Source organism: Reichenbachiella ulvae (assembly GCF_025833875.1).
GTDB lineage: Bacteria > Bacteroidota > Bacteroidia > Cytophagales > Cyclobacteriaceae > Reichenbachiella > Reichenbachiella ulvae.
Map to the genome: position 1 here is coordinate 4052254 of NZ_JAOYOD010000001.1, position 23347 is coordinate 4075600.

Genomic DNA, 23347 nt, shown 5'->3' on the forward strand with positions numbered 1-23347 from the left:
AAGTAAAGGATTGAATCAATAGCAGAATCTTACTCTGCCTTGTTGAACAACCGTGCGATAAAGTACACTGAAAAACCAGCTATTAGACCTGGCATCATTTCATATACGATGGCTCCCCAGCCCAGGAAATTCCAGGTTAAGGTGACTCCTCCGCCTATGATCATCATGGCTAGGGTCGTACCCGCACTCAAGTCTTTTCCCAACATGCGCAGCGTAATCACCGGACCAAAAACGGTACCCAATACCGCCCAGGCATAGATCACAATGGCAAATACACTGGTCTCTCCATAGAGTGCAATGATCACAGCAAAGACCGTGATCCCAATCGTAAAGAGCTTGCTGACATTATAATTGTTCTTGAATTGAGGGAAAATATCATTCGAAAGGGAAGAGGTACAACTGATCACCAATGAATCAGCAGTGGATATCGTAGCAGCAAAAATCCCTGCGAGCATAATACCTACCAAATAGTCTGGCAGAAGTTCCATCGACATCATAGGCAAGGCCAGCTCTGGGTCGAATGAACCTTTGGCAGGCAACACAATCCTGGACAACAAACCTACACCAATAGCCAATGCATAAAAGCCCGTGAACCACGAGTAGTAGTACATTCTTACTTTTCTGATATTATTGGTATTGTCCAGAGTCATATAACGAACCATGATGTGTGGCTGGCCCACTACCCCAAAACCTGCAAACAACCAACCCACTGCCACTAGAACAGAAGCGGTCAATGTTTTGCTAGGGTGAAATAGGTTCATATAACCTACTTCGACTTCCTTCAGGCTAGTCATAGTATCAGTCCAGCCACCCATGTAATTCACCGCGTAGTACAACAATATACCCATGGCTATAAACATAACGATCGACTGGGCAGCGTCCGTCCAAATAGACGCTCGGATACCTCCAGAAAAACAATAGATCACGACCAAAACAGCTCCAGATATCACACCGATCCATTGATCTAGCTCCAAGGTTACGAATAGGGCTTTGCCCCCTGCGCTAAACTGGGCCGCAGCATAGGTGCTCAAGAAAACAAAGCTGATGATCCCACTTAATAAGCGAATGCTCTTGATGATTTTTCCTTTGTGATTGGCGATGAGGCTACCGAAACTTAGGATGTCGTATTTCGCGCTCAAGTCTCGCAATTTGCCATAAACCAACAGGGAACCGAAAAAGTCCCCCAAAATCCAACCGATCATCAGCCATACAGATTCCAGGCCTGCGGTATAGGTATACCCAATCATACCGATGAACATATAACCACTGTTGTTGGTGGCTACTGCAGACAGGGCTACCAACCAGGGCTGCATATCCTGTCCAGCTAGAAGATAGTCTTTGGTGTTTTTCTGTTTCTGAATAGAAGAGGCTACTCCGATTCCTGCGAATAGCAGGAGCATTAAGGCAAATACTACGATCATAGATATTTCAATATTAAAATAATAGATCGCAAGTTAAGTAAAACTCAATCCCCCTTGAAATTACTCTGCACAGAATCGGTTATTCGTAGGCTCAGAGCATTTCGTCCAATATTCTACCATAGTCATATTGGAGGTCTTCGTGCAATTTGCTTAGAGATTTGCGAACACTCGCCACTTGTCTTTGATACAGATTAAAAAGTGTTGCGTTGCGCTGAAGGGGTGGGTCAAATTCTAATAAACACTGACAGTAATAAGTCAGCAGCTCTACTTCCGTCTCCCTTTTCTTTGAATAACGGATGTACTTCTTAGTTAATCGTAAAATTTTACGAGCACTTTTATTCACATAGTAATAGCTGTAGCGATTGATTTCGGCGAACAATTCGTCCATTTCCGTCTTGACAGATTGGATATAACTATCCTCGTCCTGTGCCTCATACAACAGATAAGTCAGCAGCTCTTTGTTCTCCTTTTTGAAGCGAGAAAGCTGCAAGCACAGCTCCATGAGCTCTTTTTCAGATTTTTCTTTTAGGGCTTCTTTTAGTTCTTTGACACTTGCTGCTTTCATGGTTTGTCACTTTTGAGGCAAGATATTAACTGATATTGAGAGCGACATATACATGAAATAAAAAATAGCCAAACAGCGAAAAAACTACATTATTGACTTTTCCCCAACTATTAGTCGTAGCTTTGCACTTTAGAACCGAAATGATATTTGACCCTGAATCATTGATTCAGGAGTAAATAGAAATGAAGTTAACAAGTTGCGAGTGGCAGACAATTCTTAAAATGTCCGAACTCAAAAATATTTAACTCTCTACTATTCACTTTTTACTACGGCTTGCCGGATTGAAATTATTTGTCATTTCACTAACAGTTTATATGACATTTAAATCATTAGGTTTGTCCGATGGCATACTCAAAGCCATCGACAAGAAGGGATATACCGACCCTTCACCCATTCAAGCAAAAGCAATTCCCACCATATTAGAAAGAAAAGATGTTTTGGCATCTGCCCAGACCGGGACGGGAAAAACAGCTGGCTTTACTTTACCCTTACTTCAAATTTTATCAGAGGGGAAACCCAGAAAACACAGAGCAGTTAGGGCTTTAATTTTGACTCCAACTCGTGAGTTGGCAGCACAAGTTTTTGAAAATGTACGTGAATACAGCGAGTACACTGAACTAAAATCTACCGTGATCTTTGGTGGCGTCAACGCCAACCCTCAGATCAAAGCCTTGAACAGAGGTGTGGATATATTAGTCGCTACTCCAGGTAGATTGCTGGACCTTCACAACCAAAAGGTCTTCCAATTGGATCAAGTAGAAATGCTGATTCTCGACGAAGCAGACCGTATGCTAGACATGGGATTTGCTCGCGATATTAAGCGAATCATTGCTCAACTACCCCAACGTAGACAAAACCTGCTTTTCTCGGCGACCTTTTCAAAAGAGATCAAAAAACTGGCCAATGGCCTGTTGAATAACCCTGTGACTGTTGAGGCTACTCCAGAAAACTCTACCGCTGAAAAAGTGGATCAAAGAGCCTATCGAGTGGACCAAAAGCAGAAGCCTGAAGTGGTCGTGAATATGATCAAAGAAGGCGACTGGCATCAGGTGCTGATTTTTACACGTACGAAACATCGCGCCAACAAACTCAGCCAGATTCTGGAAAAGAAAGGCATCAGTTCGGCCGCCATACATGGCAATAAAAGTCAGGGAGCCAGAACCAAGGCACTTGATGGCTTCAAAAAAGGAAGCGTCAGAGTACTGGTTGCGACAGATATCGCAGCCCGAGGACTGGATATTCCTTTGCTGCCACATGTGATCAATTTCGAATTGCCCAATGTACCAGAGGACTATGTACACCGCATCGGTAGGACAGGTCGCGCAGGTGCCAATGGAGAAGCGATTTCGTTGGTGAGTGCAGATGAAATGGAATATTTGGAAGGAATCGAAAAACTATTGCGCCAAAGCTTAAATGCAACAGTGATAGAAGGATTCGAGCCTACAGAAACTGCCATAGAGGCACCCAAGAAAAAGAACTTTTCGCAACGAAGTGGTCAGCCTCAGAACAAACCACAGAATAAGGGTGGTAACAATTCCTGGAGAAGAAGAAAGTCGAACTTCAAGAAGTCTAAAAGCAGAACGAGTAGTTAATACTACTTTTCAAATCATGATATTTTAAAGACAGCTATTAATGGCTGTCTTTTTTTTATGCCTATTTTTTATTCATTCATAACCCGACGGCCTGCCAAGTCAACAATTATCTTTAACGAGCCAATTAAAGTTTAACTAAGTTTGTTCCAAATTTTTGGGTCACGAGCAGTCGCTAACACAGCATGAACATAAACCCTGTTCTCCTCTACTGTAAAATGAATAGCTTCTTTGAAAACACTCAATATGGCCATTCTGACCAGTTTGTATCGCTTTTGATAAAGTAGTGGCTGATTCCGAATTTTTATAAGCTTTTGATCTAATTCTTTAATGAACCTGAGACCCAATCCCTCTTTTTTGTCTTCATACCACTTTACTGCATCCCTTATGTCAATTTCTGCATCCGGCTTAATGACTATCTCATAATCCATACTACTCTCCTAATAGAGAAACTTTTATTTCCTCCCAGCTTTTACCTACGGATGGATTTTTCTGATGAATTAGGAGCCTTTCATCCAAAATTTGTTTGACCTCCTCTGACAATTCGTCTGGAGCATTTTCTACCTCAGCCTTTATCATTCCATATATCAAATTGATAAAGCGATCATCAGCCTGAGTTTGTAGATACGTCGTAATTTGTTCTATCCTCTGAGGTTTTTCCATCTTTTCCACTTTATACAAATATACCTTTTCTTATTCTAATAGACTTACCCCAAAATCTCCGTCTCAAATCCATCAATGCTTTGGGTATTCTTTTCTTCCCAATACTGATCGATACGGTCTTGACCTTGTTTTTCCCAATGCGTTTTGAGTTGGTCTCGCTCTTCTTTGAAATCCATGAAAGGTACTGCCATACCACAAGAAGTTTGTACCAGATCGACATCCATCTCGATAATCTGGCGTGAACCCATCAGGGGAGGAAAATGATTGATAAACTCTTGATATTCCCGATCCCTGGGATGATAAATCTTAGCCTTACCATACAGTCGAAGAATCAGTGGTTTCCCTTCAAAGGCACAAAACATAATGGTCATCCTGTTGTTCTCCAACAGGTGAGCTGCAGTTTCATTTCCACTACCTGTCAGGTTCAACCAGATGACTTTATTGGGACCCAAGACACGCAAAGAATCCATTCCTTTAGGTGAGACATTGACACGCCCTTCACTTCGAGCTGTTCCTACAAAAAAGATAGGTTGTGCTTCTATAAACTCCCGAAGAGCGGGGGTAATTTGATCGAGTTTCTTTCCCATTTAAGATTAGTTGATTTGGTAACACACTTATTCAATCGTTGAATAATGGGAAAAGGTTCGGCTTTTATAGCCACTTTTTTCTTTTAAAATAAATGAACATCGCCACAAATGTCATTCCCATCACCCCCCAAACTACATGATAACCATAGTGGAATTTTAGCTCTGGCATATATTCAAAGTTCATTCCATACACCCCAGCGATAAAGGTCAATGGGATGAAAATAGTAGCCACTGTTGTCAACACCTTCATCGTTTCGTTCATCTTCTGACTCAGGGAAGAAAAATAAACGTTGGTCAAACTCTCGAGTGAATTGAGCGTAGACTGTACCTCGTCAATCGCCCCTTCACTACTACTAATCAACTCCATAAAGTACTTGTCAGTATCCTTTAATATGAACTTGCTATCACTTGATCCGATGATCCGAAGCGAATCTTTAAAAGGTGTCAACGCCTTCTTAATCGTTTGGGCCAATTGCTTCATGTGCTCCATTCGAATCAATAGATCCTGCGATGGTTCTTTGAATATCTGCCTCTGAATCTGCTCCACTTCCGTATTGATCCACTCTATAGTCTCATAATAGTTGTCCAAAATCGCGTCCAACAACTGGTACACTAGAAAGTCGGCTTTTTTAGTTCTCACCAGCCCCAGCTTCTCTACAATTTTATTTCGAATGTGATCAAAGTGATCGCCCACCTCTTCCTGAAAAGAAATCACATAATTGTGAGAAAGAATAAAAGAGACCTGCTCTACCTTGAGGTCTTCGTCCCCTTCTCGCAAAACAGATTTGATACTAAAAAACAAATACGAATCGTATGCCTCAACTTTCGGTCTCAAAGTAGTATCCAATACATGACGCAGGGTGATTCGATCTAGTTTTAGATCTGTACAAAGCTTTTCGATCAATTGAACATCATGCAATCCATAGATATTCAACCAATGCGTTTTCTTGTCATCCAGGTTCTTGGGGAAGGTATCGTGCGCATTTTCATTGACTATATCCAGCGTATCTGAATTGTACAAATAATGCTGAGTAGTTACCTCCTCCACCTTTTTCTCTCCGATAAAGGAAACCTGTCCACTACCCTTAGCCTTAGACTTTTGATCTGTGTACAGAGAGATCGGCAAGCTCACCAAACTCTTCAATCCAGAGAACAATAACTTATCGGGACGTGTGATGTCAAAATCTTTCATGTTTTGTAATTTCTAATGATTGGAGAAAATAAAGCTAAATGATAATCATGGGTCAAGTACAAATTTGATAAAAGAATAAAATCTCTAGCTGTCATTTATTTGAATTTAGTAGAGATATTTGAGCTTGGATTCAATAAGACCATTCGTGGAATAATCCCCAATGGGCTTTGTTTTGTCTCTCTTATATATGACCTTCAGTTTTGAAACCTGATAGTAAACAACACATGATCACAATCGGCCGAAAGGATAAAGTCGATTTACCTGAATTTGACTTAATAGGAATTGATGCAAAAATTGATACGGGTGCTTATGGTTCTGCCCTTCACTGTCATCATACCATCATCGAAAAAGAAAATGGAGAAGAAATACTAAGCTTCCAAATTTTGGATCCTGATCATCCTGAGTATGAGGACAAGGTCTTTCGTACGAAGCACTTTGATCGGAAAACAGTCAAAAGCTCTAATGGAGACATGGAAGAGCGTTTCACGATCCAAACTGAAATCTTCTTATTTGGTGAAAAACAAGAAATTGAATTTTCGCTAACCGACCGACGCAAAATGAAAAACCCCATCCTCTTGGGAAGAACCTTTCTTTCTGGAAAGTATCTGGTGGATGTCCAACTCAAAAATTTATCACACAAAAAAAGAAAAACTACATTATGAAAATCGCTGTATTGTCACGCAACCCTAAACTATACTCCACCCGCCGACTTGTCGAGGGCATAGAAAAACGGGGACATGAAGCCAGAGTTATTGACCACATGAAGTGTGACATCATCATGGATGATAAAGGGCCTTCTATCTACTATGAAGGAGAGGTCCTTAATGATCTTGATGCTGTGATTCCTAGGATTGGTGCATCGGTAACATTCTATGGTACCGCAGTAGTTCGCCAGTTCGAAATGATGGATGTCTTCTGTACAGTAGATTCAATCGCCATCACCAGGTCAAGAGACAAACTCAGAAGTCTTCAGATTTTGTCCCGTTCTGGTGTAGGGATGCCTAAAACTGCCTTTACCAACTTCAATAAAAAAGAAAACAAGGTCTTAAAACACATCGGACAAGCCCCGGTAGTGATCAAGTTGCTGGAAGGAACCCAGGGACTGGGTGTGGTACTGGCCGAAACCAACAAGGCTGCTACATCGGTAGTCGAAGCATTCGAAAGTGTAAAGACACGTGTGATTCTACAAGAGTTCATCGAAGAAGCCGGTGGAGCAGACATTCGCGCCTTTGTAGTCAATGGAGAGGTAGTAGGAGCGATGAAAAGACAAGGAAAAGAGGGTGAGTTCAGATCAAACCTTCATAGAGGTGGCAATGCCGCAGTTATCAAATTGAGTCGTGCAGAAAAATCAACTGCCCTCAAAGCTGCAAAAAGTATGGGGCTAGCGGTAGCTGGTGTAGATATGCTACAGTCCAAAAAAGGTCCGTTGGTTCTAGAGGTCAATTCCTCTCCAGGTCTGGAAGGGATAGAAAATGCCACAGGTGTGGACATAGCGGACAAAATCGTAGAATTCATCGAATCTAAGGCCAAAAAGAAAAAGAAAACTAAAAAGCACGCCTAAGGCTGTGCTGTCAGAATGCGAATAAGTGATGTAGACATATTGCCAGGTGAAACCAAAAACGTGACGGTGAATATCGCCCGTTTGCCTTCGCATTCTCCTATTGAAATTACCATTACAGTATCTCGTGCTTTGCAAGAAGGCCCAATACTCCTGTTGATGGGTGGTCTGCATGGTGATGAGATCAATGGGATAGAAATCGTCAGACGAATGATCGAAAAGGGATACCATATAGTTGATCGTGGCACCACTATATGCATCCCTATTCTCAACGTTTACGGTTTTATCCACTTTTCGCGCTACGTACCAGATGGTAAGGACGTGAACCGCTCCTTTCCCGGGAATAAAAATGGTTCTCTTGCTGCGCGGGTAGCTTATTATCTGATGAAAGAAATCATACCCCAGATTGATTATGGGGTGGATTTTCATACTGGTGGTGCGGATCGTACCAATTACCCACAGGTGAGATGTGTGATGACACAACCCAAAAATGCAGAATTAGCCAAAGCCTTTTATGCTCCCTTTAGTCTACATTCTCCGTTTCGGCCCAAGTCACTGAGATGGGCTGCTGGCAAAATGGGCAAAAAAATATTGGTCTTCGAAGGAGGCGAATCAGCGCGCTTTGATGAGTCTGCCATCAATCATGGAATTGACGGCACCTTGCGTCTGATGAAATATCTGGAAATGCACAGCGATCCCGCACCCGTTCCGGATTTTCAAAACATCAAAATCAAATCTTCTTCCTGGATTAGAGCCAAGGCCTCCGGACTTTTTCTCACAGAGGTCAAAAGTGGAGAAATGGTAAAGCGTAACCAGATCATTGGTTATATCTCAGACCCCTTTGGAGAGTTCAAAATAGCCGTACGGTCTAGTGCCAATGGCTACATCATTGGGCTCAATCACAATCCAATTGTTCACTCAGGTGATGCCATTGTACACATAGGGGTGTACAAGGACCCAGCTCCTATTGCTGAGTAATTCAATTTAAAGATTCGGGATCCAGATTCAATCCTCGCTTTGCGAAGAAAACCGTAATTGGACTAATGAAAATCGTAATCGAAATGACTATCACAGTCATTTGATAACTGAATAGCGAGATAATTGACGAATGATAACCTATAGAAATCAGTACAAAACTGAACTCCCCAATCTGAGCCAATAGCGCACCCCCAAACAGGCTTTCCTTACCAGTGTTCCCGAGCATTTTTAACAAGAAGGCATTGATCAGCATGTTGCTGAGATAGACGGCCAACACCAAACTTCCAATGATCATCCAATTGTCGCGAATGAATTCAATATTGATCAACATGCCTACCGACAAGAAAAAAACAGATACTAAAACTATCCGAAAAGACTTAAGACTATCGTACAACCAATGAGTAGCCGGAGAAGCATGTACCAGCAGCCCCGCCACAAAAGCGCCAAGACCTGCCGAAAGTTCAAAGAAGGAAGACAGTAATGCCATCCCAAAACAAATGATCAGCCCGCCGAATACCTGCAATTCCTGATCACCCTTCAATTGATCATTGAAAGGCAAACGGATAGTTTTATTTTTCAACAAATAAAGCAAGAGCAGTATCATCAATCCTCCTCCTACTACTTGCAGGGATATTTTTTCATAGTCCAAACCACCCTGATCAAACAAACTCATAATGATGATCATCGGCACGATCAGAATGTCCTGGGTGATCAAAATACTGATTACATTCTGACCAATCCGAGTGGATAGTAGATCATTGTCTTCGAGTAGCTTGATCACCACAGCTGAACTACTCAGAGATATCACGAAACCTAAAAGGAGCATTCGTTTAAATTCCCAATCCAGAAAGTATCCTACCAATGCCATTGCCAAAACACTAATGGCTACTTGTAGGCCTGTACCAAAAACAGCTACGCGCCACTTTTTTACAAAGTCTGGTAGAGAAATTTCCATGCCAATGAAAAACATCAGTATGATCAGACCCATCTCACCTATCAGCTCGACTCTATGGGTATCGGTCACCAGGCCAAAACCCCACGGACCCACAGCCACCCCGGTGAGAATATAGGCAATGATATAAGGCTGATGAGCTCGTTTGAGCAACAAACCTAAAATCAGAATCAAACCACAAACAGCTAGCAGTAAATTAAGCTGGCTACCCATAGCAGTAAGTAATATCATATTCGTTGCGTTCATCGGGACTAAAATACGCTCATTTGCCATCCAGCCCAAGAGAGGTGAAATCAATATTTTTCAATCCTCTCTTCTCAGGACATATGAAATACCACCCATCAAGTGCTGAACAAAAACGGAATCCTGATAAAGTTCCTTTCTATGACCCAGAGCAGTGTAAAACACTCGACTTCCCTCGAAAGTATGATACCAGGCTATAGGATGATTGTCGCCATGTTTTCCTCCTTCATAGCTGGACTCATCTATCCTGATCAGAGGCTTCAGGCCAGGTTGGATAGAATAAAAATTGTAGAATTCATCCTCCATTTGAAATCTTGTGGGCAACTGCCGGGTGGAAGGGTGATTTGGATCTACCACATCAAAATCGGCAGTCTGGATCTCAGGATGATTATCAAAATAGGCACCCATCAGTTGGTTGAACCAGGGCCATTCATACTCTGTAGTGGTCGCTCCGTGTATTCCCATCACAGCCCCACCTGCTTTCACATAAGATTGAAAGGCCTTTTCCTGCTCTGAATTGAAAATGTCGCCAGATGAACTGAGAAATATAACCGCATCATAAGTGGATAAGCTGTCTGATAAAAAGACTGCAGCTTCTTCGCTATGGTCAACCAAAAATTGATGTTCATAGCCTAATTGCTCGATGCACTTAACGCCGGTTTCAATACTCGCATGTCTGTAGCCTACAGTTTTGCTGAAAACCAAGACCTTTTCCTTATGCTAGCAGGAAACCATAAGCATCAGGAGCATTAGGCCTACCACTATCTTTCTCATCAATATCATAGTAACAATGATAGAGAAGAAATTATTCAATTCGCAGCGACTTCACTGGATTAGAGACGGCAGTCTTGATCGACTGAAAGGCTATCGTACCAAAGACCAAAACCATGGTTGCCAAACTAGCCCAGAGATAATTGATCGGCGCTATATCCACTCGATAGGAAAATTCTTCTAGCCAAACTCCTGCAAACCAATATGCGACGGGTACCGCAATCAACACAGCGATCAGAATCAATACCATAAAACGTCTGGACAACATCATGACCAAACTAGTCACAGAGGCACCCAGCACTTTTCTGATGCCGACTTCCTTCATCTTTTGGCCAGCTACGAAAATGATCAGACCATATGAACCCAAACATGAAATAAGAATGGCAAGAATCGAAAAATTACCCACCATTCGCCCGAATCGATCCTGCGCTTCGTAGGCATCGTTCAGCTGAGCGTTCAAAAAGGTATGAGAAAAGGTCTCACTCGGAAAATGCTCGTTCCATTTCGCTTCTATAGCACTCAATGTTTCAGGAATATTTTGATTATGAATGGAAATGGAAAAGAAACCAAATTGTCCTGGATTGATATTCAAAACCAGAGAAGTAATCGGTCGATTGAGCGTTTCAAAGTTGAAGTCTCTGATCACCCCAACAATCTTCCCTTTTTTCCCCTCCACTTCCATCGATTTGCCAATGGCCTCTTCATTGCTACCCAGATTATATTCCTTCACACCTTGTTCGTTGATGATGAAGGCTTCCATATGATCCGTCCCAAAACTCTCATCAAAGCTTCGACCCGCTACCAATTCAATATCGTAAGTTTCCAAAAAGTCATAATCGACTGATAGCACTGGCGCAATCAATTTGTCCTCTGGTGTGAATCCTTCCGGCACCACTCCTCTGTTGACCACCCCTCCTCCGGGTACATTTGCAGACAAAGTGCTTGCCCTTACACCGGGAATTTTCGCAATATCATCTTCGAATGCTTTCATCTGCTGGCGCTTCTGCTCGTTGATACCACCAAATATGTTATTCATGTTTTGGCTTTGAACAGGTACATTGATCATATGGTCTTTTTGGAATCCCAAAGGTTTGTTTTTGATGAAATCCAGTTGATCAAATACCAAAAGCGTCGAGGATATTAATATGATAGAAATAGCAAATTGAATGACCATCAGGACATTGCGGAAGGCAAAACCGCTCTTGTCATTTTTGGCTACCATGCCTTTCACACTCTCTACTGGTGAAATTCTCGTGACAAAAAACGCGGGGTATAAACCGGCTAAAAAACTAGTCACTACAAAGAGCACCACGATCATAATCCAGGTTTCCCATTGATAAAACACCTCTACTCCCAACTCCTTTCCAGTCATCCTGTTGAGCACACCCACCATGAAAAAAGCAGCAATAAAACCCAAAACCGTAGCGGCTGCAGTAGTCACAAAAGATTCACCCATAAACTGCATCACCAAATCTCGTTTCCAGGCACCCAGGACTTTTCTCACACCAATTTCTTTCGTTCGCTGAAGTGAACGAGCAGTAGACAAATTGATGAAATTGATACAAGCAATTAATAGGGTGAGAATACCCACGGTGATGAATACTTTGATAAAAGTTTGACTCCCTGGGTTGTCATTGACGCCCGACACTTCTTCATCCATATGGATGGACAAAAGAGGTTGTAATTTGAAGGCTTGACTGATCTGCATATCCTCAGGAATCTTTTCCTCCACAAAGTCCGGAAAACGTGCATTGACACTAGCAGCTGACTGTCCTTCTTTCAAAAGGACATAGGTCGAAGAGTGAGAAAACACCCAGTTCTCTTTGATTATTCTTCTCAGCAAATCGGCAAGACCTTCTGGCTCAATGATCACCTGATCATAAAAGGGAACCAACATGTCAAAATGAAGATGGGAATTGCTCGGAAAATCCTCGGCCACCCCAATGACCTTAAATGGTTTCCCCTCCAGCTCTATGGATTGGCCAGTAGCTATTTCCTCACCAAAATATTTTTCTTTCAACTCACGATTGAGCACAACAGTTAATGGAGTTGACAGAGGCTCGGATGTCGGTTTCTCGATCCATTCAAAGTCAAAAATTTGGAAAACAGAGGAATCTGCAAAGAAAACCTGATCCTCTTCGAATCGCTTGGGGGCAGCACCTTGTTGAGGAACTTGTATACTCACACCTCGGCTATAGAGTCTTGCAGACTGTTCTATTTCGGGAAAGTAATCACCAAAATACTCATTAAAAATCGGCGGTATCTGACCAATGTTAAATTCCTGAACCATATACTGCACACGATAGATTCTATCCGCCTTGGACTGGAACTTGTCAAAACTGAGTTCATCCTTTACAAAAATGAAGATCAACAAACAGCAGGTGATACCAGCTGTGAGCCCCATCACGTTGATAAAACTGAAAGTCTTGTGCTTGTACAGGTTTCGGATGGCAATGAGTAGATAGTTTCTAAGCATAACTCTATTGGGTTATTTTCTAATTACTTAGTTGCTATGCCGATAGTGTTTATTACAAAACACTTTTCGCCTTATTTAAATGGTTGTATTTGGATTACGGGAGGCAAAAATCTATAGATGTTTGGATGAGCAACCATTGCCTCGTTCATTCTGCGCAATTTCTAATTATCTATCTCACGAATAACCTTTGCTGGGTTTCCACCTACAAATACATTATTAGGTACATCTTTGGTCACTACTGCTCCTGCACCAATTACTACGCCATTTCCGATTGTTACCCCTGGGCATATCACTGCAGCCCCACCTATCCAAACATCGTTTCCAATGGTGACGGGTTTTGCATATTCCAGCCATTCCGCTCTGGATTTGGCCTCCATAGGATGAGTGGCTGTGTAGATTTGCACATTAGGTCCCAGCAGCACATTGTTGCCCATCTTCACCTTCATCACATCCAATATGCAACAGTTGAAATTCATGAACACTTTTTCGCCCACTTCAATGTTATAACCATAGTCGCAGTAGAACGGAGGTTCTACCCATAGGCCTTTTCCTGCCTTGCCAAATAACTTGTAGAAAAGCTTATTGCGCATCTCCTTTTTGGCATCTCCCATGGTGTTGATGTCCTGAAAGATGAGGCGGGCACAATGGCGCTCCGCTTCTAACTCCGTGTCAGAGGCATCATAGAGCTGACCCGACAGCATTTTCTCCTTCTCGGTCATGGGTTGTTGGCTTTGCGTCTGTATACGCCGTGGAAGGCTACAGTCACCCTTTGCTCATTAGAATCCAATATCTCCCAAAGCTGGCTCACGGTGTTTTCATCAATCTTTGTGTAGGTGATCCGATCATAGTACCAATCGATTTTCTTGCCTCTGGTCAGACCACTTTGAAGAACCATGCTTCCATCCCTGAATCTCCCTTTGAGTTTAAGACTAGATCCACCACTGTCCAACCAAAGTTGATTCCAGGTACCATCCGATGGATCAAAATAGTTGAAACTACGGCCCGTAATTCCCGACTCTCCTCTCCAATGCTCCTGCACGATACAATCCCTTTCAAGTTTGACGATGGTGTTTTCCCCCAGTTTTTTGTTTTCAGTGGTGAAGACCTCCCAGTCTCCGAGCCAAAAATCAAATTCGGAATGTTTGACAGAACAACAGGCGCAATCCTCTTGTGCCTGCGCCGGAGAAATATAAAAAAGGAGCACAAGGCTCAATACGGGTAATGCTGCTTTCATGATCATTTTTTAGTTATGTCCCTCAAAATACTAAATGCCAGCCTATTGGCCAAGAATTGAGAGAGTTGTACAGTATTTAGGACTTATTCTGATTGAAGTTTTACATGACTGATATGAACCTGCATGTCCAGGGTTTCAGGCCCATCAAAGGCCGTATAGATGGTGAAGCCCAATTGCAGTTCGGTAGGCATATTCTGCTCGGTCGAATGTATTAGGTTCCAGTTTTCCTCGCTTTCGGCAGTTCTCTGATAGAAAGAAAAAAGATTTCCTTCGCGAACCAGTCTAAGATCGTGCGCATGGCTTCCATCCTGAGTGATTGTATAATCAGACTGACTGTCACGAGTGATTTTGTATTCATATCCTGAAATTGGCGATTGGGTATTGACGCCCGTGCCTGTAACGACATGCACATAGTTCTCTGAAGCGCTACCAGGATCACGCGCCACCAATCCACCAAAGGAATAGCTTTCGACAGGTGCCTGAGTACCTGCCACATTGGATGTCACCACGGTTGCTGAAAAATCGAAATCACCAGAATGCGTCATGAAATACATTCCACCCGTTTCAGCATTGAACCAGGCTGCATTTTGATTGAGTGTTAAGGTCAGCTCTTCTCCATCTAGCTTTACATCAAAGACGGAAGCATTAAATGAAGACCAATTGTAATCTGAAAAAGAAAAAGTCTGATTAGGGAGCTCCTCTTCGATCATCTCTATGACATCATCCTTGGAGTCACAGGCAGTAAAGAATATGAGAATCAGGAGGCTAAGGATTGGAGGTTTCATTGTACAGGTTTTTTTAGATAAACCTGTTATTTGTCCATTTATTGCCTCTATGCTGGATTATTGAAGATGAAAACCATGAACCAAAGGTCATTCCTTCGATTCATGGTTCGTTATTGCTTATACAGGCATTTCCTCTGCCTGCTTTTTTGCTTTGTACTTCTTCTTAACGAATGGACGAATAATCAGACGGGTACCACGATCGTAGGTAAAGTAGTTCCACACCCAATTGCTCATAATGACAATCTTGTTTCGGAACTCTACGATCAGCACCAGGTGAACAAACATCCACATAAGCCAGGCCATGAATCCACCGAACTTGAGCTTACCAAAGACTTCTGTCACCGCTTTGTTGCGACCCACAGTTGCCATAGTGCCTTTGTCCACATATTTGAAAGGCTTCCAATTATCTTTTTCTAATCCCTTGTTCAGGTTTTTAGCCAAAAGCTCGGCCTGCTGTATAGCGACTGGGGCCAACATAGGATGACCTCTTTCGAATTCCTCGCTCTTCATGCTAGCCACATCACCGATAGCATAGACTTCATCAAAGCCTTCTACCTTGTTGAATTCATTGACCTGGTAACGTTTGTCGCGCGTTACTTTTTGATCCATACCCGTCAGGGCATTTCCATTCACACCTGCTGCCCAGATCAAGGTTTCGGACGGAATCTGCATGCCGTCATTCAACTCTACCGTTTCTCCATCAAAGGACTTCACAATTTTGCCCACATAGAGATTCACATCAAATTTCTTGAGGTATTCAAAAGCCTTTTCTCCTGACTTTTCACTCATACCTCCGAGGAGCCTGTCTTGCCCTTCCACCAGATATATCTGCATCTTGTTCAGGTTCAACTCAGGAAAATCCTTCGGCAAAACATGCTTCTTCAACTCACCCAGAGCTCCGGCCACTTCCACTCCTGTAGGCCCACCACCGACGATCACGTAGTTCATCAATCGCTGAACCTCATTTTCATCGTTTTTCAATACTGCCTTTTCAAAATTCTGAAGAATCTGCGATCTAAGGTTTAAAGCGTGAGGCAATTGCTTCAATGGAAAAGCCTTCTGCTCAAATTCTTCATTGTTGAAGAAATTGGTAATAGAACCACAAGCAAGGATCAAATGATCATAGCTGAGTTCACCAATGTTAGTTTCTACAATTTTCTCTACAGGATCGATCTTATGAGCACTTGCCATTCTAAAGAAGAAATTCTTTTTCTTTTGAAAGGTCTTTCTCAAAGGACCTGCAATCGAATCTGGCTCCAGACCAGCTGTAGCCACCTGATACAGCAGGGGCTGAAAGGTGTGATAGTTGTATCTGTCCAATAAGACCACCTGATATTTTCGGGTATCGATCCGCTTGACAAAACGAAGACCTCCAAAACCACCACCGATGATGACAATTCTTGGAAGATCAGACTTGGGAATATTGATTTTTTCGAGTTGGGAGATGTGCGCTTGATTCATGTGAGTAAGTGTTGATAACACATTGATAGATACGAGCGCGAAGGTAGCGAGTTGACGAATTTAAAGGAATAATCCAGACACTATTAAACATAAAAAAGGGGCAAAAAACATATTGTTCCTTGCCCCTGCTCATATAAAGGTTTTTATCAAGCCTCTGCTGCTTGTTTTCTTTGCCAGAAGAAAATGAAGATGAACACTACGGTTAGCAATATAGGTATGACTGCTATATTGGCCAAGGTGGCCTGACCAGCAGCCAACTCCAGGGCCTCACCTACCATACCCTCGGAAGCCAAAGTGGCTCGATGTCCTTCGATCCACCCGCCTATGATCGGCTGAAAGATCGAAAGGCCCAGCATACCCACCCCACCAATCAGAGACATACCCAGCGCACCTGTTTTAGGCTGATACTCGGCGATGAAAGAAATCATATTGGGCCAGAAATAGCACACGCCAATGGCAAACAAGATGGCTGCTACATAGACCATTCCTCCTGTCGCGATACTCATCAAATAGATAGCGAAAGAAGATATAACAGCTGAAGAAAGTAAAACACCCGTGATATTCAAGCGGTGAATTAATGGCCCGGCAAATAATCGGCCCACTGCCATCAGTACAGTTACCATCGCCAATACCAAAAGCGGTTGAGCGCCGGAGTTTGCCAATATCCTTTCAACCCACGATTGGGTCCCTAGTTCGGTTGTAGCCGTCAGCGCCATACAAATGAGCATCACCCAGTAGATCGGTGAGGTCAAAATGGCTTTGAAGTTTTCAGCTGTTGAGCTGCTGGATTCGCTTTGTGTCTTTGGGAATTGCTGACCTCTAAACATGAAAAAATAGATCAATGCCGGTATATACATGATCGACAGTTTGATCTGCCAGCCACCTCCCATATTGGCCACCAACAAAGCCAACACAGACCCGATGGCAATACCTCCTGGAAACCACACATGAAATCGATTAAGCATGGTAGCTCTTTTCTCGTCGTACATCGCAGCGATCATGGGGTTGTAGGCTGCCTCTACCATACCGTTCGCAAAACTGATGAAGAAAGTAGAGAAGAACAGAGTGAAAAAGCTATTGGAAAGAATGGAAAAAGTAATCCCAAGGATATGGCAGATAAATGCAATGTTCCCAATCCTTTTGGGACCCAAAGTATTGTACAGCGGCCCTCCGATCAATGTGGCAATCGGAAAACCAAATATGCCCATAAAGTTGATCCAGCCTAGCTGACGGTCAGTTAGGCTCATGTCAGCGACCAGATCATTCATGATACCAGCACGAATGCCAAAAGCAAAGGCCGTAGTAAGTAGAGCAAAACAGCTGGCGATAAACAGCCGGTTTTTATTCAGTCCATTGTCCATGGTAATAGTATTTAGTTCTTAAGTTTTTTAGTCATGCCAATCCTTAATATTCAGAATATTTTTTCAGTTAAAAAAATACCGCCTCGGTATACAATGGATTTGGGATAAATATCCCTCGAAAACGCAAGATTTGTCTGTACAAAATTGAAGTCAACTTGCTTTTGTGTAATATCAAAACCTATAAAGGAAGGATTGTTGCACAGCTTATTAGAAGGTCATTTTTGGAACAGCTTTTAATACAAATAGGATATGTGCAGAAAGTTGTACCAGGAAAAAAAGTGAAGGCTGTCGCCGATCGATCAGTAAAACATGATGATCAAAATCTTCAAATAGAACGGGCTGGAAACTCACATCTCCAGCCCGCATAGTAACCCAAAGCGTCTCTTTGGGATAACCTATTTAACCTAACCTTATTTTAATTTCTGTCTCGGAAAACCTTCGCTTGACCAGAACACTTTGTCATATTTACCTGGATAGATATTGGGGATATTCCGACGTTCATTTTTGACTCGGATTGAAAGCTGGTTTGGTTTAATCCAACCAACCAAAGTGCTCCGACTAATATGATTCTGAATGTTATTTTCATCTTTCTAGCTGCTGATTCAGGAGTAGAAAGAGCGGATAAAAAATTACCCTACCCTACAAGAGCAAATTATTTTTTGCCGTCCTTGACTTATATTTGGAGTTTACTCCACAATCGCCGCGCTATGAAGGACAAATCCGTCTGTGAAGAACATGGGTTCTTGCACATACATCAGGAACAATCTGTTCCATTAAGAAATTTTCTTTACTACCGATTTGGTAGCCTGGAAAAGGCCAAAGACTGTGCGCAAGAAGCTTTCATTCGTCTTTGGGAAAACTGCAGCAAGGTGAGCTTCGACAAAGCGAAGAGCTACCTTTTTACCATAGCCAACCGAATATTTCTGGATGATGCGAGCCACCAAAAAGTGGTACTGAAATTCGAAAAGAGGGAAGCCAGCACGGATGTTCGAATGGAAAACAACCCAGAGTTTCTTTATCGTGGAGAAGAATTTAAAGCAGAACTGGAGGCGGCAGTCTCTAGCCTTCCGGACAAACAACGCACCGTATTTCTCATGAGCCGCATTGACAAAACCCCTAACAAGGAAATCGCTGAGGCGCTGGATGTTTCCATAAAAACGGTAGAGAAACACATGACCTCCGCACTCAAGTCCCTGAGAGAGAGTCTGGACGAATTGAATCATTACAAAATTTAGGTAGGGTAAATAGGAGCCTTCCCGTTTTACAGGTATAGCATAAAGAAGATGGCAGAGCAAAACGAAATAGACCAGATACTAAACCAATGGGTTCAGGGCCAGCTGAGCGATGAGCAGGTCAGCGAAATCATAGGAAAAGAGGATATGCTTAAGTACCAGCAGATACTTTTCGAAGTGGATAGCTGGGTGCCCAGTAAGGAAGAAACTGTTTTCGATCCTAAGGAAGTAATGAATAGACCCAAAGCGAATGAAGGGAAAGTGGTGTCAATGTTTGGGTGGAAGCGAATGGCAGTGGCCGCTTCCATAGTATTGGTTCTGGCAGTTAGTTTCTTATATCTCGGCAAACGAGAAAAAACCTACTATACCAGTTTTGGTGAGACCAAACGTGTCGAACTGCCCGATGGATCCTTTGCCACCCTATCTTCTCATTCACAGATTGCCTGGGACAGCAAGGATTGGGATACTGGCTATCGTAAAGTCCGCTTGAAAGGAAGAGGATTCTTTGAGGTCAAATCAGGGGAGACTTTTAGCGTGGTGAGCGAACAGGGGCAGGTTGAGGTTTTGGGGACACAGTTCGATGTGGCTGATTACAAAGATGGCTTTTTGGTCCGTTGTTTTGAAGGTAAGGTACGTGCCACGGAGAAGCTCGGTAGTTCGCAACTCGTGACAGCTGGAGAGGCCGTGCTGTTTCATGAAGGAGATTGGGAAAAGAAAGAAGCCCTTACCAACGCTAAGCCTTCGTGGCTAGAAGCGAAACCAAAATATGAAAACATACCTCTAGGACTGCTGATCGAAGAAATCGAATCGATCTATGGAGTCAAAGTGGTAACAAAAGACGTCAACCTAAACCGTAGATTCACAGGATCTATTCCAACCGATGACCTAAAACTTGCATTGGAAATTGTATTTGGTACGCTGGATATCAAATATGAAATCAAAGAACAAAAAGTCATTTTGACGAAGTAAGCAAGCATGTATTGGAGAAAAATTATGGCAGGAAGTTTGGCTCTTTTCTGCCAGGTGTCTGTATGGGCGCAAGAAATGAATATTGAATCTGCTTTGAACAAATATGAACAAGAGCAGGGTATCAAATTTTCTTTCGATCCACAACTGATAGGGTTAGTGGATGCTAAAGTTACCTATCAACAAGATTTGTCTGATTTTGTATCTGAACTTGAATCCATTCTCCCGCTAGAGGTCAAAAGAATAGAGAATAATTACTTTATCATCCGTGCTACAGAAAGAGCCTATTATTTCCAGGCCTATGATTCACTAGATCAGGTCGCCATTGCACCTACGGATATCATGGTACTGGTCAATGCCGTACCACAACCCATAGATTATCAGTCCGACGGCATCCGTCTTTTGTACAAACCCAACCTTTCGGATACGGTTTTGCTCTATGCCGTGGGTTATGAAAAAAGGCTGATTTCTCCTCAACAGTTTATCAACCAATCCAGGTTTTCCATCCCTATGATGAATATATCTGTAGAACTAAAAGGCCTGGTGATAAAAGAATACCTAACCAAAGGTATCGACCTGGACCCCACTAGCCAATCAGTAAAAATAGATGTCGAAGACCTTCCTCTACTACCTGGAGAGACCGACGGAGATATATTCGCAAGCATTGCTGCTTTGCCGGGGGTAACTTCTCCGGATCAGCGAGCAGGCAATTTGTTCATTCGAGGTAGCTATACTGATCAATCCCTTGTCTTGTTTGACAATATTCCGATCTACCATCGTGGGCACTATTATGGAACCATTTCACCCTACAACCCTAAGATCGTCTCTAATGTAAGTGTCTATCGCAACGGATTTCATCCCAGGTTGGGTAATCGAGTGGGCGGAGCAGTCATCATAGAATCAGATCAGCAGATATATGATGAGTCACATGTGGGTATAGGAGCAAACTCACTATTTGCTACAGGCTATGGCAAAGCGAAATTAGCTGAAGATAAAGTAAGTCTATCCGTAGCTGCTCGCAGATCCTACCCGAGAGACATCCAATCACCTAAACTCAAGGCTATTTCAGAATCTGTTTTCTCTGGAACCGGGTTGGTTGACAGTGCGGGCAACTTTAAGGGAGACATAGACCTTATCTTTCAAGACTACCACACCAAAATCAACTATCACCCGAATGAAAAACATCAACTGGCCCTATCCGCCATCTATACCAACAATCATACGACCTACACCAACTTGGGTAGAAGCGAGGAGAGCGAAGATATAAACCAGTTTTCCAATTCAGGATATAACCTCAACTGGACTGCTCAGTTAAACCCAAAATGGTCCACCAATACCAGTATCACCTATTCAGATTTTAGTTTCAAATATTCTATCGACCCAGATGGGGATGGAGACTCGTTGTTTTATTCCAACAATCGGATCAAAGACCTGAATCTAAAAGAAGAGTTCAAGCTGAGCCTCCAAGAGATGGAGCTGGATCTCGGAATTGATTACAATTTTCAAGCTGTGGGAACAGAATATGCCAATATACCACCGAAGCAAAATCAGATTTACCGGGTCGATGAGGAAGATAGGGCCAATTATCTCTCTCCCTATTTCAATCTGAATCTCAAACATTGGGAAAAGTGGGACATTCAATTAGGGACGCGGGCTACCTACTATGCTCCTCTGGATCAGATCTACTGGGACCCCAGAGCTTTTGTCAACTACACGCCTGCTGATTGGGTAGGCTTCAGAGCTTCGGCTGGTTGGTACCACCAATACTTGAGTCAGGTCAAATACCTTGAATTCACGGGTGGGGGATTTGACAATGAGCTATGGGTACTAGCCAACGACAAAGGCACAAATGTGATCAATGGTAGACAATTTACCCTCGGTAGTACCATTTACCATTCGGGCTGGATCATAGATGTTGAAGCTTATGAAAAACTCACGGGTGGGGTGTCGGTATCCAGTGGAAGATCTCTAAGGCCTGATCTGGAAATATTCGGTTCCTCTCAGTGGATCAAAGGTTTTGATGCCATGATCAAAAAGCAATTCAACAGCCAGTTGAATGTTTGGGCTTCTTACTCTTACAGCCAATCCGAAATCACCCTTGATACTGCGAAAGACCTTAGCTTCAAAGCCAAGTATGTTCAACCCCATGTCTTTTATCTAGGCAGCGCATATCAAAATGGAAGATGGAAGCTATCTGCAGCCTATAAATGGTCTACCGGACTGTACCAAAAGTCCCTGGATATGGTACATGCAGAACTAATTTTTCTCAACCGACCCCCTAGACCCGCTCCGACTAATCCCCCACCTCCAGGTAGTACCCCTCCACCACCTCCGCCCAATCCTTTTGCTGAGCTAAACGGGTATTATGACCCGATCAGTAGTTTGGACTTGTCGGCCAGTTATACCCTGCCAAGATCTGTGCAAAGAGACTGGTCCGCTAGTTTAGGTTTATCTCTGGTCAACATTCTCAACAATTCCAACCTGATAGATCGAGTTTTCAGAGCAGACCCTGAATTCAACTTTATCGATAGATATGGAATAGGTTTTGCCCCTAACCTGATGCTCATCGTAGAATTCTAAATATTGAATAAACTCAAGGTAGGGTTGTAGCAGCTATAATCGTTTGATAGGTAATAACCATTAAAGCAGCTAATAGAAATGAAATCGAAATTATTCACATTATTACTTATCCTGAGCATTGTCGCACCCGCTTTTGCCAACAGTCCAAAGACTACATTTCATCTTCAAAATAGAGAGGGAGAATGGATTTTGGAGACACAGGTACCACGATCGCAAATCGACAAAATCATTCAGAAATACTATAAAGGAAGAAATCTAGACCCTGTATTTGTAAACGAATACAAGGCCCACATATCTTCCTATACATTGAGTCACCTGACCATTCTCAATCTAGATGGATTGAATATTGGCCCCACCGATTGTGAGGTCAAGATGGGAAACAAACAAGTGGATCTGAAGATGAAAATATCTGAGCCCGGCATTGATTTTTCAGAACTCATTATTTCACTGAATTTTATGTCTGAATTTGAAAACCATCAAAACCGGTTGATCATTCAAGATGAAGGCAAGCTGAGCGAAACGCTACTGTCTGTAGAAAACAACTATACCTTAATTGCCTCATTGGCGCAGGAAGATGGCAGCACTTTCCTGGGTTTGACATTATTGACCTGGTTATGGATTTTAATTCCAGCAGCTATTTTCGTTTTCATCATGACCTTTGGGTTTAACATTTATGAAAACTACCTGACCAGACATTCAGAATTTAGTTGATCAATAAAATGAAAGATCCCGC

The 23347-nt window shown here is 42.6% G+C and carries 22 protein-coding genes; 8 read left to right on the top strand and 14 right to left on the bottom strand.

All coding sequences use genetic code 11. The features are described 5' to 3' along the window. Positions 1–29 precede the first annotated feature (29 nt). The gene (locus N7U62_RS16405; protein WP_264139107.1) at positions 30–1421 is read right to left on the bottom strand and encodes a sodium/proline symporter; all 1392 of its coding nucleotides are present in this window, start codon (positions 1419–1421) and stop codon (positions 30–32) included. Positions 1422–1512: 91 nt separating this feature from the next. Then, the gene (locus N7U62_RS16410; protein ID WP_264139109.1) at positions 1513–1986 is read right to left on the bottom strand and encodes a hypothetical protein; all 474 of its coding nucleotides are present in this window, start codon (positions 1984–1986) and stop codon (positions 1513–1515) included. Between the two features lie 314 nt (positions 1987–2300). Here N7U62_RS16410 and N7U62_RS16415 point away from each other — a divergent pair, with 314 nt between their 5' ends. Further along, positions 2301–3578 carry a DEAD/DEAH box helicase gene (locus N7U62_RS16415; protein WP_264139111.1) on the top strand — a complete coding sequence of 426 codons (1278 nt, stop codon included), beginning with the start codon at positions 2301–2303 and terminating at the stop codon, positions 3576–3578. 131 nt (positions 3579–3709) lie between these two features. Here N7U62_RS16415 and N7U62_RS16420 read toward each other — a convergent pair whose 3' ends face one another. From N7U62_RS16420 to corA, 4 genes are all read right to left on the bottom strand, one after another. Beyond that, positions 3710–4006, bottom strand: a complete 297-nt coding sequence (locus N7U62_RS16420; protein ID WP_264139113.1) for a type II toxin-antitoxin system RelE/ParE family toxin — start codon at positions 4004–4006, stop codon at positions 3710–3712. 1 nt (position 4007) lies between these two features. Continuing rightward, positions 4008–4238 carry a hypothetical protein gene (locus N7U62_RS16425; RefSeq protein ID WP_264139115.1) on the bottom strand — a complete coding sequence of 77 codons (231 nt, stop codon included), beginning with the start codon at positions 4236–4238 and terminating at the stop codon, positions 4008–4010. A gap of 44 nt (positions 4239–4282) precedes the next feature. Beyond that, positions 4283–4825 carry a pyridoxamine 5'-phosphate oxidase family protein gene (locus tag N7U62_RS16430; protein ID WP_264139116.1) on the bottom strand — a complete coding sequence of 181 codons (543 nt, stop codon included), beginning with the start codon at positions 4823–4825 and terminating at the stop codon, positions 4283–4285. 64 nt (positions 4826–4889) lie between these two features. Next, the gene (gene corA / locus N7U62_RS16435; protein ID WP_264139117.1) at positions 4890–6017 is read right to left on the bottom strand and encodes a magnesium/cobalt transporter CorA; all 1128 of its coding nucleotides are present in this window, start codon (positions 6015–6017) and stop codon (positions 4890–4892) included. A 224-nt stretch (positions 6018–6241) separates the two neighbouring features. On the opposite strand from corA, the gene N7U62_RS16440 reads away from it, so the two are divergent. The 3 genes from N7U62_RS16440 to N7U62_RS16450 are packed head-to-tail and all read left to right on the top strand — an operon-like array spanning position 6242 to position 8553. Beyond that, positions 6242–6679, top strand: a complete 438-nt coding sequence (locus N7U62_RS16440) for an ATP-dependent zinc protease family protein (protein WP_264139118.1) — start codon at positions 6242–6244, stop codon at positions 6677–6679. After that, on the top strand, positions 6676–7578 hold the full coding sequence (gene rimK / locus N7U62_RS16445) for a 30S ribosomal protein S6--L-glutamate ligase (RefSeq protein WP_264139120.1): 903 nt from the start codon (positions 6676–6678) through the stop codon (positions 7576–7578). The genes N7U62_RS16440 and rimK overlap by 4 nt, the downstream gene beginning before the upstream one ends. Before the next feature lie 15 nt (positions 7579–7593). Beyond that, complete coding sequence (locus N7U62_RS16450; protein ID WP_264139121.1) at positions 7594–8553, top strand: succinylglutamate desuccinylase/aspartoacylase family protein; 960 nt, start codon at positions 7594–7596, stop codon at positions 8551–8553. A gap of 1 nt (position 8554) precedes the next feature. Here the strand turns inward: N7U62_RS16450 and N7U62_RS16455 are convergent, their stop codons facing one another. The 8 genes from N7U62_RS16455 to N7U62_RS16490 all read right to left on the bottom strand — a co-directional run bounded on the left by N7U62_RS16455 (position 8555) and on the right by N7U62_RS16490 (position 17836). After that, complete coding sequence (locus N7U62_RS16455; protein ID WP_264139123.1) at positions 8555–9736, bottom strand: cation:proton antiporter domain-containing protein; 1182 nt, start codon at positions 9734–9736, stop codon at positions 8555–8557. Between the two features lie 72 nt (positions 9737–9808). Continuing rightward, positions 9809–10453 carry a ThuA domain-containing protein gene (locus tag N7U62_RS16460; protein WP_264139124.1) on the bottom strand — a complete coding sequence of 215 codons (645 nt, stop codon included), beginning with the start codon at positions 10451–10453 and terminating at the stop codon, positions 9809–9811. A gap of 100 nt (positions 10454–10553) precedes the next feature. Next, the gene (locus N7U62_RS16465; protein ID WP_264139126.1) at positions 10554–12995 is read right to left on the bottom strand and encodes an ABC transporter permease; all 2442 of its coding nucleotides are present in this window, start codon (positions 12993–12995) and stop codon (positions 10554–10556) included. Between the two features lie 161 nt (positions 12996–13156). Then, positions 13157–13714 carry a sugar O-acetyltransferase gene (locus tag N7U62_RS16470; RefSeq protein ID WP_264139127.1) on the bottom strand — a complete coding sequence of 186 codons (558 nt, stop codon included), beginning with the start codon at positions 13712–13714 and terminating at the stop codon, positions 13157–13159. After that, entirely contained in the window at positions 13711–14229 is a 519-nt protein-coding gene (locus tag N7U62_RS16475) for a hypothetical protein (protein ID WP_264139129.1), read from the bottom strand. Before N7U62_RS16475 ends, N7U62_RS16470 begins: the two co-directional genes overlap by 4 nt. An 83-nt stretch (positions 14230–14312) precedes the next feature. Then, positions 14313–15014, bottom strand: a complete 702-nt coding sequence (locus tag N7U62_RS16480; protein WP_264139130.1) for a hypothetical protein — start codon at positions 15012–15014, stop codon at positions 14313–14315. Between the two features lie 117 nt (positions 15015–15131). Beyond that, positions 15132–16475 (bottom strand): NAD(P)/FAD-dependent oxidoreductase, encoded by a 1344-nt coding sequence (locus N7U62_RS16485; protein WP_264139131.1) that lies wholly within the window; start codon positions 16473–16475, stop codon positions 15132–15134. Between the two features lie 146 nt (positions 16476–16621). Continuing rightward, entirely contained in the window at positions 16622–17836 is a 1215-nt protein-coding gene (locus tag N7U62_RS16490) for an MFS transporter (protein ID WP_264139133.1), read from the bottom strand. A gap of 707 nt (positions 17837–18543) precedes the next feature. On the opposite strand from N7U62_RS16490, the gene N7U62_RS16495 reads away from it, so the two are divergent. From N7U62_RS16495 to N7U62_RS16510, 4 genes are all read left to right on the top strand, one after another. Beyond that, positions 18544–19071, top strand: a complete 528-nt coding sequence (locus N7U62_RS16495; protein ID WP_264139134.1) for an RNA polymerase sigma factor — start codon at positions 18544–18546, stop codon at positions 19069–19071. A 48-nt stretch (positions 19072–19119) separates the two neighbouring features. Continuing rightward, complete coding sequence (locus N7U62_RS16500) at positions 19120–20037, top strand: FecR family protein (protein WP_264139136.1); 918 nt, start codon at positions 19120–19122, stop codon at positions 20035–20037. Between the two features lie 6 nt (positions 20038–20043). Next, positions 20044–22614 (top strand): TonB-dependent receptor plug domain-containing protein, encoded by a 2571-nt coding sequence (locus tag N7U62_RS16505; RefSeq protein WP_264139137.1) that lies wholly within the window; start codon positions 20044–20046, stop codon positions 22612–22614. 78 nt (positions 22615–22692) lie between these two features. Further along, positions 22693–23325, top strand: coding sequence for a hypothetical protein (locus N7U62_RS16510; RefSeq protein WP_264139138.1), 633 nt, complete (start codon positions 22693–22695; stop codon positions 23323–23325). Positions 23326–23347 lie beyond the last annotated feature (22 nt).

Excerpts from the sequence above, each read along its gene's own strand:
- N7U62_RS16450 (WP_264139121.1), top strand. The coding sequence starts at position 7,594 with ATGCGAATAAGTGATGTAGACATATTGCCAGGTGAAACCAAAAACGTG.
- N7U62_RS16490 (WP_264139133.1), bottom strand. The coding sequence starts at position 17,836 with ATGGACAATGGACTGAATAAAAACCGGCTGTTTATCGCCAGCTGTTTT.
- N7U62_RS16430 (WP_264139116.1), bottom strand. The coding sequence starts at position 4,825 with ATGGGAAAGAAACTCGATCAAATTACCCCCGCTCTTCGGGAGTTTATA.
- N7U62_RS16510 (WP_264139138.1), top strand. The coding sequence starts at position 22,693 with ATGAAATCGAAATTATTCACATTATTACTTATCCTGAGCATTGTCGCA.
- N7U62_RS16480 (WP_264139130.1), bottom strand. The coding sequence starts at position 15,014 with ATGAAACCTCCAATCCTTAGCCTCCTGATTCTCATATTCTTTACTGCC.
- N7U62_RS16405 (WP_264139107.1), bottom strand. The coding sequence starts at position 1,421 with ATGATCGTAGTATTTGCCTTAATGCTCCTGCTATTCGCAGGAATCGGA.
- N7U62_RS16415 (WP_264139111.1), top strand. The coding sequence starts at position 2,301 with ATGACATTTAAATCATTAGGTTTGTCCGATGGCATACTCAAAGCCATC.
- N7U62_RS16470 (WP_264139127.1), bottom strand. The coding sequence starts at position 13,714 with ATGACCGAGAAGGAGAAAATGCTGTCGGGTCAGCTCTATGATGCCTCT.
- N7U62_RS16495 (WP_264139134.1), top strand. The coding sequence starts at position 18,544 with ATGAAGGACAAATCCGTCTGTGAAGAACATGGGTTCTTGCACATACAT.
- N7U62_RS16500 (WP_264139136.1), top strand. The coding sequence starts at position 19,120 with ATGGCAGAGCAAAACGAAATAGACCAGATACTAAACCAATGGGTTCAG.
- N7U62_RS16475 (WP_264139129.1), bottom strand. The coding sequence starts at position 14,229 with ATGAAAGCAGCATTACCCGTATTGAGCCTTGTGCTCCTTTTTTATATT.
- N7U62_RS16505 (WP_264139137.1), top strand. The coding sequence starts at position 20,044 with ATGTATTGGAGAAAAATTATGGCAGGAAGTTTGGCTCTTTTCTGCCAG.
- N7U62_RS16425 (WP_264139115.1), bottom strand. The coding sequence starts at position 4,238 with ATGGAAAAACCTCAGAGGATAGAACAAATTACGACGTATCTACAAACT.
- N7U62_RS16410 (WP_264139109.1), bottom strand. The coding sequence starts at position 1,986 with ATGAAAGCAGCAAGTGTCAAAGAACTAAAAGAAGCCCTAAAAGAAAAA.
- N7U62_RS16420 (WP_264139113.1), bottom strand. The coding sequence starts at position 4,006 with ATGGATTATGAGATAGTCATTAAGCCGGATGCAGAAATTGACATAAGG.
- N7U62_RS16465 (WP_264139126.1), bottom strand. The coding sequence starts at position 12,995 with ATGCTTAGAAACTATCTACTCATTGCCATCCGAAACCTGTACAAGCAC.
- N7U62_RS16455 (WP_264139123.1), bottom strand. The coding sequence starts at position 9,736 with ATGATATTACTTACTGCTATGGGTAGCCAGCTTAATTTACTGCTAGCT.
- N7U62_RS16440 (WP_264139118.1), top strand. The coding sequence starts at position 6,242 with ATGATCACAATCGGCCGAAAGGATAAAGTCGATTTACCTGAATTTGAC.
- corA (WP_264139117.1), bottom strand. The coding sequence starts at position 6,017 with ATGAAAGATTTTGACATCACACGTCCCGATAAGTTATTGTTCTCTGGA.
- N7U62_RS16485 (WP_264139131.1), bottom strand. The coding sequence starts at position 16,475 with ATGAATCAAGCGCACATCTCCCAACTCGAAAAAATCAATATTCCCAAG.
- rimK (WP_264139120.1), top strand. The coding sequence starts at position 6,676 with ATGAAAATCGCTGTATTGTCACGCAACCCTAAACTATACTCCACCCGC.